General features: G+C 58.9%; 13 protein-coding genes, 1 tRNA gene and 1 pseudogene (1 of these 15 running past the window's edge). 7 read left to right on the forward strand and 8 right to left on the reverse strand.

Annotation, left to right across the window (positions count from 1 at the left end; all coding sequences use genetic code 11):
* The 8 genes and pseudogenes from FVQ81_08450 to FVQ81_08485 all read right to left on the reverse strand — a co-directional run.
* A pseudogene (locus FVQ81_08450) lies at positions 1-255 on the reverse strand (hypothetical protein); it reaches 87 nt to the left of the window's first position.
* A gap of 104 nt (positions 256-359) precedes the next feature.
* Positions 360-1,232, reverse strand: coding sequence for a carbon-nitrogen hydrolase family protein (locus FVQ81_08455; GenBank protein MBW7996579.1), 873 nt, complete (start codon positions 1,230-1,232; stop codon positions 360-362).
* Positions 1,233-1,655: 423 nt separating this feature from the next.
* Entirely contained in the window at positions 1,656-2,780 is a 1,125-nt protein-coding gene (locus tag FVQ81_08460; GenBank protein ID MBW7996580.1) for a hypothetical protein, read from the reverse strand.
* A 146-nt stretch (positions 2,781-2,926) separates the two neighbouring features.
* A complete protein-coding gene (locus tag FVQ81_08465) occupies positions 2,927-3,937 on the reverse strand; it encodes a hypothetical protein (protein ID MBW7996581.1) in 1,011 nt (336 codons plus the stop codon).
* Positions 3,937-4,593, reverse strand: coding sequence for an ABC transporter ATP-binding protein (locus FVQ81_08470; protein MBW7996582.1), 657 nt, complete (start codon positions 4,591-4,593; stop codon positions 3,937-3,939). Before FVQ81_08470 ends, FVQ81_08465 begins: the two co-directional genes overlap by 1 nt.
* 49 nt (positions 4,594-4,642) lie before the next feature.
* Entirely contained in the window at positions 4,643-5,884 is a 1,242-nt protein-coding gene (locus tag FVQ81_08475) for an FtsX-like permease family protein (GenBank protein MBW7996583.1), read from the reverse strand.
* Between the two features lie 4 nt (positions 5,885-5,888).
* Positions 5,889-7,139 carry an ABC transporter permease gene (locus tag FVQ81_08480; protein ID MBW7996584.1) on the reverse strand — a complete coding sequence of 417 codons (1,251 nt, stop codon included), beginning with the start codon at positions 7,137-7,139 and terminating at the stop codon, positions 5,889-5,891.
* A 76-nt stretch (positions 7,140-7,215) separates the two neighbouring features.
* Complete coding sequence (locus tag FVQ81_08485; protein ID MBW7996585.1) at positions 7,216-8,379, reverse strand: efflux RND transporter periplasmic adaptor subunit; 1,164 nt, start codon at positions 8,377-8,379, stop codon at positions 7,216-7,218.
* Between the two features lie 154 nt (positions 8,380-8,533).
* On the opposite strand from FVQ81_08485, the gene lgt reads away from it, so the two are divergent.
* From lgt to FVQ81_08520, 7 genes are all read left to right on the forward strand, one after another.
* Positions 8,534-9,334, forward strand: a complete 801-nt coding sequence (gene lgt, locus FVQ81_08490; GenBank protein MBW7996586.1) for a prolipoprotein diacylglyceryl transferase — start codon at positions 8,534-8,536, stop codon at positions 9,332-9,334.
* Entirely contained in the window at positions 9,270-10,040 is a 771-nt protein-coding gene (locus FVQ81_08495) for a ComF family protein (protein ID MBW7996587.1), read from the forward strand. Before lgt ends, FVQ81_08495 begins: the two co-directional genes overlap by 65 nt.
* Positions 10,041-10,109: 69 nt before the next feature.
* Positions 10,110-11,111, forward strand: coding sequence for a type I glyceraldehyde-3-phosphate dehydrogenase (gene gap, locus FVQ81_08500; GenBank protein ID MBW7996588.1), 1,002 nt, complete (start codon positions 10,110-10,112; stop codon positions 11,109-11,111).
* A 125-nt stretch (positions 11,112-11,236) separates the two neighbouring features.
* Positions 11,237-12,436 carry a phosphoglycerate kinase gene (locus FVQ81_08505; GenBank protein ID MBW7996589.1) on the forward strand — a complete coding sequence of 400 codons (1,200 nt, stop codon included), beginning with the start codon at positions 11,237-11,239 and terminating at the stop codon, positions 12,434-12,436.
* Positions 12,437-12,482: 46 nt separating this feature from the next.
* Positions 12,483-13,241, forward strand: a complete 759-nt coding sequence (locus FVQ81_08510) for a triose-phosphate isomerase (protein MBW7996590.1) — start codon at positions 12,483-12,485, stop codon at positions 13,239-13,241.
* A 114-nt stretch (positions 13,242-13,355) separates the two neighbouring features.
* Positions 13,356-13,718: a preprotein translocase subunit SecG gene (secG, locus tag FVQ81_08515; protein ID MBW7996591.1), complete on the forward strand. Its 363-nt coding sequence runs from the start codon at positions 13,356-13,358 to the stop codon at positions 13,716-13,718.
* Between the two features lie 125 nt (positions 13,719-13,843).
* Positions 13,844-13,929 (forward strand) — tRNA-Leu (locus FVQ81_08520).
* The last annotated feature ends 734 nt before the right edge of the window (positions 13,930-14,663 follow it).

The following is a 14,663-nucleotide window of genomic DNA, read 5'->3' on the forward strand; positions in this document are numbered from 1 at the left end:
CTCACCGGTTTCGCCCACCTCGGCTGCCGGAGCCGGACTTTCGCCGCGCTTGAGAGCCGCCGAGTCGACGAACTCTTCGTAGATACCCGCCTTGACAGCTTCCTCGTTGGTATCGAACACTTTTTCGTTCTTTTCCCGGCTGTCGATCCGGACAGGACGGCTGCTGCTGCGGTAGCGGGAACAGGCTGACCCGGCGACTGCCGCGGCCAGCAGCATAACGAACAACGGTATTTTAACTCGCCCAACGCTGGTCATCACCCCGCCTCCCCCAGCTGAATGTTTCCTAACGCAATCAACCTGGTTCAACTTGAACATATTCCCGCTGACTGCGGCTGTCAAGGCGGTGCCCGACAGCGATTTTACTCGTCCTCCGGATTTTTCCCGGCCTGTTTGCGCACAGCGTCCATCATCGCCTGCCAGTGCCTGCGCAGGAACGCCGGATGCTCGGCGGACTGCCTGGCGTAGAAACCGGTCGACTTGTCCAGGTCCAGCACGGCAGAGATCAGAGTCTCCTCGTAGAAACCGGCCTCGGCCAGGGGCAGCCCCGTGCAGTCGCGGATAAAACTCTGCCCGCTGGAGGTCTGTTGGGCGTCGGGCGACTGGCCCACCGTGTTGGCCACCACGTGATGGATGTAGCTCTTGGGACCGGCCGCCTGCTGGGCGCGGCCCGAGACCCGTTTCCAGGCCACCGCCTCCACGTGTTCGCTGCTGCAGGAGGGCTGGAAGAAGATCCTGGCCCCCATCATGGCCGGGATGCGGAAGAGTTCCGGGTGACGGCCGTCGCGGCAGATCGACATCGCGCAGTCGATCCCGTCGATCTGGAAAAAGGCCACCTTGTTGCCGGGGGTACAGTACTTGCGCTCGTCCTCACCGGCCATCTGCACCTTGGCGTACTCGTAGGTGACCGTGCCCGACGGGTCGATTACGTGGGCCAGGTTGAGAAACGTGTCTTTCCACTTGCGGATACTGCCGGCGATCACCCAGATAGCGGACGCGGCGGCCAGACGGCAGACCTCATCCAGCGCGGCCAGCACGGTTTCCCGGCTGAGGGTGACCGCATAGGGTAAATAGTAGCCGGTTATACTCGACTCCGGCAGCAGCAGCACCCGGCTGCCCTCGGCGGCGGCCTGGCCGATGAATTTTCCGGTCAGCTCCATGTTGCGCTCCAGGGGCCGGGCCCAGTGCATCTGGGCGGCCGAGACCTGGAGGGTTTTGGGTGGTTGATCGCTCATTGCGAACTCCTTGAATTATTGACTTCTCGAACAATCCAGCACTTTCTCTATCAATATAATAAAGTTGGAATGCGATAGACAAACGCTTTGCAGCAGTTGGCCAGTCGGGTGCATTATTATCGGCTGCGGGCCGGGGAGTTCAGTGCGGTGCGCAAGATGGTGATGGTAAAGTGAGTATTTTAAATTGTTGATAAAAAAAGAAAATAATTATATAAACCTTCAGAACGCATTACTAAGGAGTTTAATCGAAGAGAATTCCTCGGAGCTCTGCTCCGGGGTTACCGCTTTTGCTTTTTGCAGTTAGAAATTCCGGTGGCACGCAGTGCCAGAAAATTGGCTTAATACCTCGCGGCTCTGCCGCGGGATAGTCAATTTTCAGGAATTTCTTTATTTTTCTACTGGTTTTACAAATAGTTATCACCCCTACCGGTACTTAATCCACGCATCCCGGTAGCGGCGCAGGGTGTCCCAACTGGTCAGGATCGAGGTGTTGCAGCTCATGCTGAACACGAAGCGCTCGAACGGCCGCAGCTTGTCGAACAACGCCTCCACATAGGCGTCAGCCTGTTCCTGCGTCACCACGCCCTCCAGCTGCACCGCGCTCAAGCCCCCCTCGGCGATAAACCGCTCGCCCATCGCCCGGGCCTCATCGAGTTCGATATCGCCCAGGGGCGGAAAGGCGATCCCCTCCAGGCCGTCCACCCCGCACTCGATCACCCGTTGGAGGATATCGCGCTGACGGCCGCAGGCATGGATGAAAAACGCCGCGCCGCCGTCGTGGCAGATCTCCGCCGCCCTGCGGTAGAAATCCGCGCAGTAGCGGTCGAACATGTCGGGACTGAAGAACAGGCTGTCGAGGTTGTCCATGCTGCTGACCGCTTTTGCGCCGGCGGCCACCTCCTCGGAGATCAATTTCAGCGCCTTGGCGGCGTAGATATCCATCAACTCCATCATTTCCGCTTCATGGTCGAACAGGAGGTAGATCGAGTTATCGGCGCGGGCGGCGACATGGAGCTGCTTGAGCGGGCAGGCAGTCTCGCCCACCATCACCACGCCGCCATCACCCACCTCGCGCTCCAGGTCCAGGAACGACTGCCTGTCGAAGACCAGTTCACGGTCCTCGAACAGCGCTTTCCAGGCCGGGTACTCGGTGGTAAAATCCTTGAACAGGAATTCGTCCTGGATCAGGGTGCAGCCCTCGTGCTCGAACCTGAATTTTTCGCTGAGCACGCCTTTTTGAGTCTTATAAGTAATTGTCCTGTATTCACCTTCTTCCATTTCCTCAACTTCCACCTGAGCGTACCGCACGCTCGAATGTCCGCCGATCCACTGGGTACGGACAGGGGTGAGGAGGTTGCGGCTGAACACGTCTGCGCCGAGACGTTCGATAACATCCAACTGCCGTTTGCAATCGGCGATTTCCGGGTGAAGTTTGCCGTGGAGCTTGTTGTACTCGTACCACTGCCAGATATTGGGGGCGAACACGGCGCGCTCCGGCCGTCGGCGCTCCAGCACGGCCAGGACATTCTCCCTTGGAGTAGCGGTCATTTCAAATCGTCTCCGTTTAATTCGAGAGTTGATTCAGCGCGGGAGCTTACAAGTTCGCTGGCCGGCGGGAGAAGTTCAAGCAAAAAAAGCGGCCGCCCCTGGTCCGACAGGGCGGCCGCTTCAGGCGGGTCAGCCGGGCATGGCGCTTAACGCACGGCCCGCTCGATGCGGATCGAGCCGTTGATCGCCTTCAATTTAACCTCCGGCCCGCCGCCGGCCAGACTCCCTTGATGCCTGGTGCCGTGGGCTGTTTCTCCGCGCATCTTATCAGTGTCGAGGGTTATTTGCCCGTTGACCGCATGCAGATCGAAATCCATCGCCATGCCATCGGGTACGCGCAGCAGAAGATTGCCGCTGATCACGCTGCAATCCACACCGTCGCACCACCCCCCTTTTGCCAGGGCGATCGAGGTTCCGCCGGTAATCACCGATGTTTCGATCCGCCCGCCCGCATCCTCGATTTCAATTTTACCGCTAATTAGGCGGCAATCCAGTTCTCCGCTGACTTCAACCAGCGACACGTTACCGGCGACGAGGCGTGTTTCTATTTCACCCTCGACACCCGTGACCAGTATATCTCCGGTAATATTTATCACTTCCAGACCGCACTCGCTGGGCACGCTGACCTCGTAACCGACTGTTACCGGAATCTGCTCTTTCACCAGCCTGGTAGCCCAGCCGGTTACTCCGCCCACGATGCTGCCGACCATGCCCATGATCCCGTCCATAAATCCGCCCATCTTTCCGTCTTCGCTTTCCTCATCGAGATCAAGATCAAAGTCGAAATCGAGGTCGAAATCCTCGGCATCCAGCTCCGAATCGTCACCGAACCATTCCCGGTCCGGGTAGCGGGTCCTGATCTCAACGCTGTTCCAGCCATGCTTCACCTCGACCTCCACACCCTCGAAAAATTCCACCACTTCCTCATCCGCCCCATCGCGCTCGAGAGCGATCACCGCCCGTACCCGGACCTCCTCGCGGTCCCAGCCGGAAACTGTCACCGGCCCGCTGACGTTCCTGATTTCCACCCGGCCTCCGCTGCGCAGGGCAACTGTTTTTTCGATAGTGCGCGTCCTGCCGGGCGCGCCGGATGCATTCAGGACAATCCCCGCCACCAGGGTCAGGGCTGAAACAAGCAGAATCAGGGTACGGTTCATTATTGCCCCCCATGGTTGCCGTTGAGCACGTCTTTATCGATCCGGCCGTCCAGCAGGGTGATCACCCGCCGGCAGCGGCTGGCGATATTCTGGTCGTGGGTGACCACGATCAGTGTTTTGCCGCGTTTGTGGAGATCCTCGAACAGGGCGAGAATCTCCTCGCCGGACTTGCTGTCGAGGTTGCCGGTGGGTTCGTCGGCCAGGATAATTTCCGGATCGTTGGCCAGGGCACGGGCCATGGCCACCCGCTGGCGCTCTCCGCCGGAAAGCTCGGCCGGGCGATGTTTGACCCTGTCTCCCAAACCCACCAGTTCCAGCACCTCGGTGGCGCGCCGCCTGCGCTCGGAGGCGGGTGTTTTAGCGTAGATCAGCGGCAGCTCCACATTTTCCTGGGCGGTGGCGTAGGCCAGCAGGTTGAAATTCTGGAACACGAACCCGATTCTGCGGTTGCGTACCGCGGCCAGCTGTGAACGGTTCATCTCGCTCACCTGCTCACCGTCCAGCAGGTAAGTACCCTCGCTGGGGGTATCCAGGCAGCCCAGCAGGTTCATCAGGGTGCTCTTGCCGCTGCCCGAGGGACCCAGCACGGCCACCATCTCGCCCGCGCCGATTTCCAGCGAGACCCCGTCGAGCGCAGTCACTTTGACCGCGCCCATGTCGTATTCCTTGGTCACATTGTTCAGTACGATCACTTGGTCCTCCGGTTCATTCGTATCTCAGGGCCTCGACAGGGTCCACCAGGCTGGCTTTCCGCGCGGGGAACACCCCGGTCAGCAGACCGATAAAGGTGAGTATCACTGAGCTGATCAGCGCCAGCAGCGCGCTGAACACCGGCCGCCCGATAAAATTCATCACCTCGTGCTCGATCGGCAGGTTCCAGGTCACGAATATCATCCCCTTGCCCAGGGCAATCCCCAGCGCGCCGCCGATCCCGACAGTGAGCAGGGCTTCGAGCACGAACTGGGAGATTATGTAGACGGGCCGCGCGCCGACAGCCATCTTGATCCCGATCTCGCGGGTTCGCTCCTTGACCGTGACGTACATGATATTGGCCACGCCGATCCCGGCGATTATCAGGGTCAGGCCACCGATTATGCCCATGAAGATCTGGATTCCGCGCAGGATTTTACCCTGAATTTCCACCGATTCGATTGTGTCCCAGAAATTAGCTATCGATTCATCCTCGGGATCGCATTTGTACCGCGAGGCCAGGAACTTGCGGAACGCGTCCTGGGCCTCTTCGGAGCGGGAGCGATCCGCGGGACGGAATACCGCATTGTTTGGATAATTCTGGTTGAACATGGTTTTGTAAGTCGAGGCCGGAATGGAGCAGCGATCCTTGTCCATCCCGCTGTAGGAACTGGTCTGCATTTTCTTTTTCATCACGCCGATCACCGTGAACGGGATATCCATCACGGTGATCTGCCTTCCTACCGGGTTGGAACCCTCGCCGAAAAACTTGTCCCGGACCGCGTTGCCGATAAAAATCACCCGCCGTTTGCGCGCCAGGTCCATGTCGTTGATAAACCTGCCGCCGGCCTCGGGGACCATGCTCCGCATTTCACCCCAGCATGGATATACGCCGCTAACCTGAGTATCCAGATTATTGCCGTTGTCCTTGATCGTAACCGACCACTTGATGAATTCCGGACTGATCTTATCGATCAGCGGCACGCGCTCGGTAATCCGGTCCAGGTCTTCGCCAGTAAATCTGATTCTCCTGCCCACAGGGAAACCGGCGTATGCTTTCGAAGTTTGTCCCGACCAGACAACCACGATATCCTTGCCCATCGAGAGCAACCCGCGCTGCAGTTCGCGATGCAGGCCCTCGCCCACCGAGAGCATCAGCACGATATTGGCCATGCCCCAGCAGACTCCCAGCACGGTGAGCGTCATCCGCAGTTTTTCTTTTTTCAATTCGTGAAAGTATTCCAGGATCATGCTCATAAGTTTAGAACTCCAGTGCCTGTACAGGATCGATCGAGGCCGCCCGGCGGGCGGGCGACCAGCCGGCGGCAAATCCCACCAGGCCCAGCGTAATCAGCGCGCAGGAGGCCACCAACGGATTGATCTCGGGCTTACCGACATACTTATGCATTTCTTCCAGCAACGGGCTCTGGCATATTTCGACTACCCCGTAGCTGATAGCAAATCCTGTGACAGCGCCAAGTGCGACGATGAAGAAGGTCTCGGTCATGAATTGAAACAGGATCGTCCTCGGAGTAGCTCCCAAAGCCGTTTTTATCCCGATTTCCTTCCTCCGCTCGCGCACGACCACGTACATGATATTGGCCACGCCGATCCCGCCAACCAGCAGCGTCAGCAACCCGCCGATACCGAGGAAAATCTGGAAGCCGAGGAAGAAATAGAAAAAGAACTGCTCCCCTTCGGTGGTATCCCACATCCAGAGCGCTTCTTCGTCGCTGGGATCGAACTTGTATTTGCGGCCCAGGACCTTGTAGATATCATCTTTCATCCGGGGAGTGTTGATCGGTTTGTTGGCCCGGCAGATAAAACGGTTGACATATTTTCGGCCGCTGAAAATCTCGCTGTAGGTGGAAAACGGGATGAACGCACTACCCCTGTCGCGGCCCATGTAGGCGCTGTTCTGCGTTTTTTCGACCATCACACCGACAACCTTGAACGGAACGCTGTTCATCAGCACGGTCTTGCCGATTGCATCACCGCCCTCGCCGAACAACTGGTCGCGCAGCTCGTCGCCGATAAACACCACCCTGCGCTTCAGCTTCAAGTCCGGTTCATTGAGGAACCTGCCGCCGGCATCCGGCCACAGGTTGCGTACCGGCCCGTAGCCCGGATAAACTCCCGTCACGTTTACCTGCCGCTTGTTCCTTCCTTTAGTCACGTGAAGGTCCTGATTGTTCTCCGGGCTGATAAATTCCATGTAGGGGATTCTTTCCCGGAGCAGGATGGCATCTTCCTCGCGCAGCCCGATCCAGCGGCCCTTGCCCAGGCCCTGGAAGGTTTTGGTAGTCCTTCTGCCGCCGAAAATGACGATATTACTGCCCATCCCCTGCATGCCCTTCATCACTTCTTTCTCCAGGCCCTGCCCGAACCCCAGCAACAGGATCACCGCCACCGTGCCCCAGGTGATCCCGAACACGGTAAAAAAGGTGCGCAGTTTCTGCCGCCGCATGTCCTGAATGAACTGGCCAAGAAGCTGGAAAAAGTAGGTTATCATCTGGAAGTACCGCTCTGCTTGCTGGTTAAAAAATATCCGAAAAGTATCCCCGTCAGCGACGGCGGGCGCCAGAGCGTCAATCGATTTCCTTCGGCGGCTCCTCGACCACGCTGTCGCCCACGGCCAGGCCGTCGACCACCTCGAGAGTCAGCCCGTCGGACAGCCCCACTTCTATCGGATGATCGACCAGACTGTCGGCTTCGTTGGGAATTTTCACAAAGGACGAGTCGTTACGAAACGTGACCAGCCGCTCGGGCAGGGTGGGCACGTCTTCCTTGCTGCGGATCACGATATCCGCGTTAGCGCTGTAACCCGCGCGAAGGTTGACTTCGGCCAGGTCGGTGATCCTGATCTTGATGTCGAACACGATGGTGTTGTCCTTGGTGCGGCTCTTGGGTGAGATGAAATATAACTCGCCGGAAAGGGTGTCCGACGGCAGCGCGCCGATATTAATCGTGGCGGTCATTCCCTCGCGAAGCTTGCCCACGTCGATCTCGTCCACCGTGCCGATAAATATCAGGTTGTTCATGTCAGCCAGTTTCATCAGTTCGGTGCCCGGCTGGTAGCTGGTCAGCGGCACCACCGGGTCGCCGCGGTTAACCAGGCGCTCCAGGATCATCCCGTCGATCGGCGAGCGAATCAGCGTCTCGATCTGCCTGCCGCCGATCCGGCTCTTGCCCTTCTCCATCAACTCCAGGCGTTCACGGGCCTGCTTCTCGCGCAGCTCGGTTTCCTTGAACGTGTTCTCCACGTTCTCGAATTCGAGCTGGGGCATCAGATCGCCGTCCTTAAGCTCGGTTGCCCGTTTTAAATCGCGGCGCGCCTTGTCGCGGTTGAGCTGTGCCAGTTCCAGGTCCCGCCTGGTGGAAGCCAGCTCCAGCGGCGTCGGTTCGGGTTTGACCACCAGCAGGGGTTCACCCCTGCTCACCTGCTCGCCCACTTCCTTGTGCAGCACGTCCACAATACCAGACACCTGGCTTTTGACCACGATCTCGTAGTCCGGGTCGATCTTGCCGATCGCCAGCGCCTTCTCGACGATTGTGCCGGTTTCGACAGCGACTTTCTTGAAAAGCTCCTCATTGCCGTTGCCGTTTCTTCCGAGCAGGTAGTAACCGCCCCCCGCAACAGCAAGTACCAACACGATAACCACCAGCTTTTTCATCAGGTTACCCCAGTTTGAATTTTTCATCGCAAATACGCTATTAAAAGTAAGACACCTGAAAAGTGAAAATGTTTTCATTTTTTTCTTGCGGCAATTTTACTTACCTGAACTTGTTTGAACTCGGCGAGCGGCGGTTTACTGCCAGGTTGTGATATTGACTTTGAGTACCGGTTTGGTTATTATGCTTTTTCTCTTTTACTGATAACTATTTTCGCCCGGCGGAGCAAGACAGATGCATCCGGTGATATTCAGGCTCGGACCGCTGGAGATCAAAAGCTACGGGGTAATGCTGGCGGTCTCCTTCCTGGTCGGATACCTGTTTGCCAGGAAAAGAGCCGTCCACCGGGGAATCAGGCAGGAGGCGCTGCTCGACCTCTGCTTCTGGATCCTGCTCTCGGCGATAGTGGGTTCGCGGGCATTTTATATCGCAACCCACTGGGATCAGTATGCCGACAGCCCTCTCGGGGCCTTTTCGATCTGGGAAGGCGGCCTGTCGATGATGGGCGGGGTGCTGATGGCGCTGGCGGTGGGCTGGCTGTTCCTTAAAAAAGCCGGGGTGCGGTTCACGCAGATGGCCGATGTAGTTGCGCCATCGATCGCTCTGGGCATCGGGCTGACCAGGATCGGGTGTTTTCTTTACGGCTGCTGCTACGGCCTGCCGACAGACCTGGCTCTCGGGATAACGTTCCCGGAAGTATCGGCTGCCGGCAGCCATTTCCACGTCCCGATCCACCCGACTCAGCTTTACAGTTCGGCATACGGGTTTGCTATTTTAGGGATACTGATGCTTATCGACAGGTTCCGTCCGCGGGAAGGGGCCCTGTTCGGCATTTTCGCCATGCTGTATGCAATCGCCCGGTTCACCGTAGATTTTTACCGCTACTATGAGCCGCAGCAGTATGTAACCGCCCAGCCGGCGGCGCTGACCAACAACCAGATTATCAGCATGGCGCTGTTCGTATTCGGGGCTGTGCTGGCTGTCCGGGCCTGGCGCAATCGCACCGTGGAGGCTGTTGAAAGTGGCCGCGGGTAACATATCGGTACTTACCGCTCCCCTGCTCGACCTGATATATCCATCAGCGTGTACGGGGTGCGGCGGCGAGGTCCCCGACAGTTCGACTCTGCTCTGCACCGCCTGCCTGGAGGCGATTCCCTGGCTGCGCGATGAAGGATGCCGGCGGTGCTGGTCTGAACTGGATTTTGACGGACGCTGCAAGTTGTGCGAAGGGCTGGATAGCGCGGTGGTGCTGGTTCGGTCCGCCGCCTGGTTTTCCGGCTGCGTTCCCGAACTGATACACGCGCTTAAATACGCCCGGCGCAGGGAGATCGCCTCGCTGCTGGCGGAGTTGGCAAACGCCGGAGGTTCGCTGGACCGGTTGCCCGAGCGCCCGGACCTGATAGTCCCGGTGCCGCTGCACTGGCGGCGCAGGATCAGGCGCGGGTTCAACCAGAGCCAGCTTATCGCAGGAGAGCTGTCCGCGCTGTGCGGAATCCCGCTGGCCGGGCGCAAAGTGGTCCGGGTCAGGTCCACCGCCACCCAGACCCGGTTGAGTCCGGAGCAGCGTCGCCGGAACGTGGCCGGAGCATTCGTTTGCCGCCGGCGCTCCGAACTGGACGGCGCGAGTGTTCTTGTTGTAGACGATGTCATGACCACGGGAGCCACGCTGGGCGAGGTCGCCCGCTCCCTGGCGGAGGCAGGCGCGAAACGGGTGTTTGCCTGGACTTTCGCGCGCGCCTGATTCCCTGGTTTAACCCACTGCGGTATTTATTACTCAAATCCTATTCAGTTTCCAAAGAGGAGCAGGAAGATGGCTATCAAGATCGGGATTAACGGATTCGGACGTATCGGCAGGCTGGTTTTCAGGGCTGCGCTGGCCGACGGCGGTTTCGAGGTGGTGGGGATCAACGACATCACGGACGCCAAGACCCTGGCGCACCTGCTCAAGTACGATTCGACCCACGGCAGGTTCCCCGGCGATGTCAAGGCCGGAGATGACGCGATTATCGTCAACGGCAAGAGCTATCCCATCTGCGCCGAGCGCGATCCGGCCAACCTGCCCTGGGGTAAGCTGGGCGCCGAAATCACGCTGGAATCCACCGGGATTTTCCGCGACCCCGCTTCCTGCAAGAAGCATATTTCAGCGGGCGCCAAGAAGGTTCTGCTGACCGTGCCGCCCAAGGACCCCGAGGGCGAGTTCAAGCTGATTGTAATGGGTGTGAACGACAGCGACCTGGAAGCGGGCGACTCGCTGGTCTCCAACGCATCCTGCACCACCAACTGCCTGGCTCCGATGGTTAAGGTACTGCACGAGAAGTGGGGGATCAAGCACGGATTGATGACCACGATCCATGCCTATACCAACGACCAGCGCACCCTGGACATGCCCCACAGCGACCTTCGCCGCGCACGCAGCGCCGCGGTGTCGATGATCCCCACCAGCACCGGCGCGGCCCGGGCGATCGGCAAGGTGATTCCCGCGCTGAACGGCAAGCTGGACGGGCTCTCCGTGCGCGTGCCCACTCCCGACGGTTCGCTGACCGACCTGACCGCCGTGCTGGAAAACGGCACCTCGGCAGAGGAAGTCAATGCCGCGATGAAGGATGCCGCCGCCGGCAGCCTGAAAGGTATCCTGAGCTACTGCGACGAGCCGATCGTGAGTATCGACGTTGTCGGTGATCCGGCAAGCTGCGTTTTCGATGCGCTGAGCACCACGGTGATCGACGGTAACCTGGTCAAGGTCCTCGGCTGGTACGACAACGAGTGGGCTTACTCCTGCCGTTGTATCGACCTGATGAAGATGATGGCCTGAATTCCGTACTGTTTCGGCGCAAGTAAATACAGGCAAGGGGCAGCCGCCTGCCAGCGGCGGCATGTTGCCCCTTTGCCACTTGGTTTAATTGCAGAAAAGTAATTCACACTGCGAGGTGAGTCGAAGTGAGCAAGAAGACGGTTAAAGATGTGGCTCTCGCCGGCAAGCGTGTGCTGATGAGGGTCGATTTCAACGTCCCCCTGGACGAAAACCAGCGAGTGACCAGCGACAAGCGGATCCGCGCCGCCGTACCCACGATCGAGTACATCCTGGACCAGGGCGGAAGGCTGGTGCTGATGAGCCACCTGGGCCGTCCCAAGGGCAAAGTCGTCCCCGAGATGAGCCTCAAGCCATGTGTCGAGGTACTCAGCGGCCTGATCGGCAAACCGGTCAGGTTCGCCGCCGATTGCGTGGGCGAGGAAGTGATACAGCAGGTTGACTCGCTGGCCGACGGCGAGGTGCTGCTGCTGGAGAACCTGCGCTTTCATGCCGAGGAGACGGATAACGATCCCGAATTCAGCAGGCAGTTGGCCGGGCTGGCCGAGGTCTACGCCAACGACGCGTTCGGCACGGCCCACCGCGCCCACGCCTCCACCGAGGGTGTAACCAGCTATGTCGGCGCCGCTGTGTCCGGTTTCCTGCTGGAGAAAGAACTCAAGTACCTGGTCGGTGCGGTTGAAAACCCCGAGCGGCCGTTCGTGGCCGTGCTCGGCGGCGCCAAGATCAGCGGCAAGATCGATGTGATCAGCAACCTCCTGCCCAAGGTCGACAAGCTGATCGTGGGCGGCGGGATGGCTTACACGTTTTTCAAGGCTCAGGGCAAGGAAATCGGCAACAGCCTGCTGGAAGAGGACAAGGTGGAACTGGCATCCTCCCTGCTGGAACAGGCCGGCGACAAACTGATGCTGCCGGTGGATTGCCTGATCTGCGACCAGTTCGATTTCGGCAGCCGCAAAATCGGCCAGCTCAAGGCGATCAGCGTCCGGGCGATTCCGCGCGACTGGGAGGCTCTGGATATCGGTCCGGCCAGCGCGGAGAATTTCTCCCGCGTGATCGCAGAAGCCGGGACAGTTGTCTGGAACGGCCCGATGGGTGTGTTCGAGATCAAGGAACTGGCCGGCGGGACAGAGAAGCTGGCCCGGGCTATCGCCACCGCCACCGATAACGGCGCCACCAGCATTATCGGCGGCGGCGACAGTGTGGCTGCGGTGGAGCAGATGGGCCTGGCCGCCAGGATGACACATATTTCCACCGGCGGCGGAGCATCGCTGGAACTGCTCCAAGGTAAAGAGCTGCCCGGCGTGGCCGCTCTGGACGACGCCTGATCGCGGCAGAAGCTCTCAAACGTTGTAATTTTTACGGAGGAAGAAATTGCGAGAACAAATCATTGCGGCCAACTGGAAAATGAACCATCGCGCCCGCGATCTCGAACAGTTTTTCCAGGGACTGCTGGCCTTGTATAAGGAGCGCGAGGGTGTGACCGTAGTCGTGGCGCCCACCGCCCCCTACCTCGTCAGGGCGGTGGAACTGGCCGCTCCGGCCGGGATCAGGATTGCCGCGCAGAACATGCATTTCGAGGCCGGCGGCGCGTTTACCGGTGAAATCAGCGCCGGAATGGTGCGGGACACGGGCGCGCAGTTCGTGATTCTGGGCCACAGTGAGCGACGCCACATTTTCGGCGAGAGCGATGGGTTGATCGCCAAAAAAGTGGCCGCTGCGCTGGAGAACAAGCTTCGCCCCATTTTCTGTATCGGCGAACTGCTGGAGGAACGCGAGGCGGACAAGACCGAGAGCGTGGTCACTTCTCAGCTCAATGCCGTGCTGAGCGAAGTTACGCCCGAGCAGATGCTCGACGTGGTGGTGGCCTACGAACCGGTCTGGGCTATCGGCACCGGCAAGACAGCTACGCCGGATCAGGCCGAAGAGGTCCATTGCATGGTCCGCGCGGTGATCCGCGGGCAGTTCGGCGACGAGGTTGCCCGGCGGGTGACGATCCAGTACGGCGGCAGCGTGAAGCCGGATAACATTGACGAATTGATGGGCGCGGAAAATATCGACGGGGCGCTGGTGGGCGGAGCCAGTCTCAGGGCCGAGAGCTTCCTGCAATTGATCAATTTCAATGCCGGCTGAGCTCACTTGTCGCGCGCAACTGTCTAACTTACCGGCGGTTTAACACTTGACAGCCTTTCCGGCTGCTTTTATTTTTTAAATCTTGTTACCAGCGTCGGAAACCGTGGAGGTTTTTTGTTTACGTTCTTTCTGATGATTCACATCCTGATCTGCTTCCTGCTGGTAGTCGTGATCCTGCTCCAGGCGGGCAAGGGCGGCGGGCTGGCCAGCGCATTCGGCGGGGCCGGTACTACCGACGCCACTTTCGGCGGCCGTCAGGCTGCCGGTTTCCTGGGCAAATCGACCACCGTGCTGGGCACGCTGTTCCTCGTCTCCAGTTTTTTCCTGGCCCTGCTCTCCAGCTACAATACCGGTCCGAGCAGCGCGGTGCAGCAGGAGCTGCAAAGCGCTCCCGCTCCGTTGGGTGCTCCGGCCCCGTTGGCCGAGCCATCCAACCTGTTCCAGGAAGAAACCGCGCCGGACGAAGGCCAGCCGTAAACGGCCCCGCAGCAGGAAAGCCAGCCCCAGCAATAGGCGCGACGCTGCCTGGCCAGTGCTGTCTTTGGTTGGATGTTGCCGTTTGGCCGGACGCGCGTGCGCGGGTGTGTGACGCGAGAAAAAATGCCGAAGTGGTGGAACTGGTAGACACGCTGTCTTGAGGGGGCAGTGGGCTCGTCCCGTCCGGGTTCAAGTCCCGGCTTCGGCACCATGATAAAGGTCCAGGCCTGGCTCAAAAGAGTCAGGCCTGTTTTATTCAGCACCAGAATTCCAAATTGCCGCAACGTTATTCGGTTTTACCCCCATATTTGCAGCTTACCGCACATCTTAAGTTTTAAACTTGCTTTTTTGGTGCACGATGTGCCATATTTTTCCAGGAGGGGGGATAAATGGCCGAGATCGACCTCCAGCAGTTATTATACGAGGTGCGCCAACAGCTCAACCGCAACGGACTGCCCAGCGACCTCGAACGAGAGCTGAATATCGACTTACAGCCGGATCTCGATGCAATCCGCATGACGGTGGAGCGGGAGGAAAAGATTTACCCGACGCTCTCTTTTATCTGAAATGTTTTACGCCGGCGCGAGGAGAAAGATGAGCCCCAGTCCTGAAGCTAAATTCGACAGATGCCCCAAATGCTATGCGGTGATCAAATACAACGCGGGCGATGCCCACATCATCTGTCCGAAATGCAACGTGAAAATCAAACTGGCCGCAACCAACGGGTAGACCGGTTACGGCCAGATCAATCTTTCCGCCATCGGTTGTAAGCGTTATTGCACCTGAGGCTTGATATTTACTATCAGGATTAGTGCATTAACCATTAACAAGCTATTATCCCAACCATCCCCCCCCCCAGAACGCAAAGTCTTTCATACTGCCGCACCTGATCTTATCCCGAAAACAAGACAGGGCGAAGAGCCTGGTGGCAGCCATCCGCCCTGC

This window comes from Candidatus Glassbacteria bacterium (assembly GCA_019456185.1).
In the GTDB taxonomy this organism is placed as follows: Bacteria; Gemmatimonadota; Glassbacteria; order GWA2-58-10; family GWA2-58-10; genus JAJRTS01.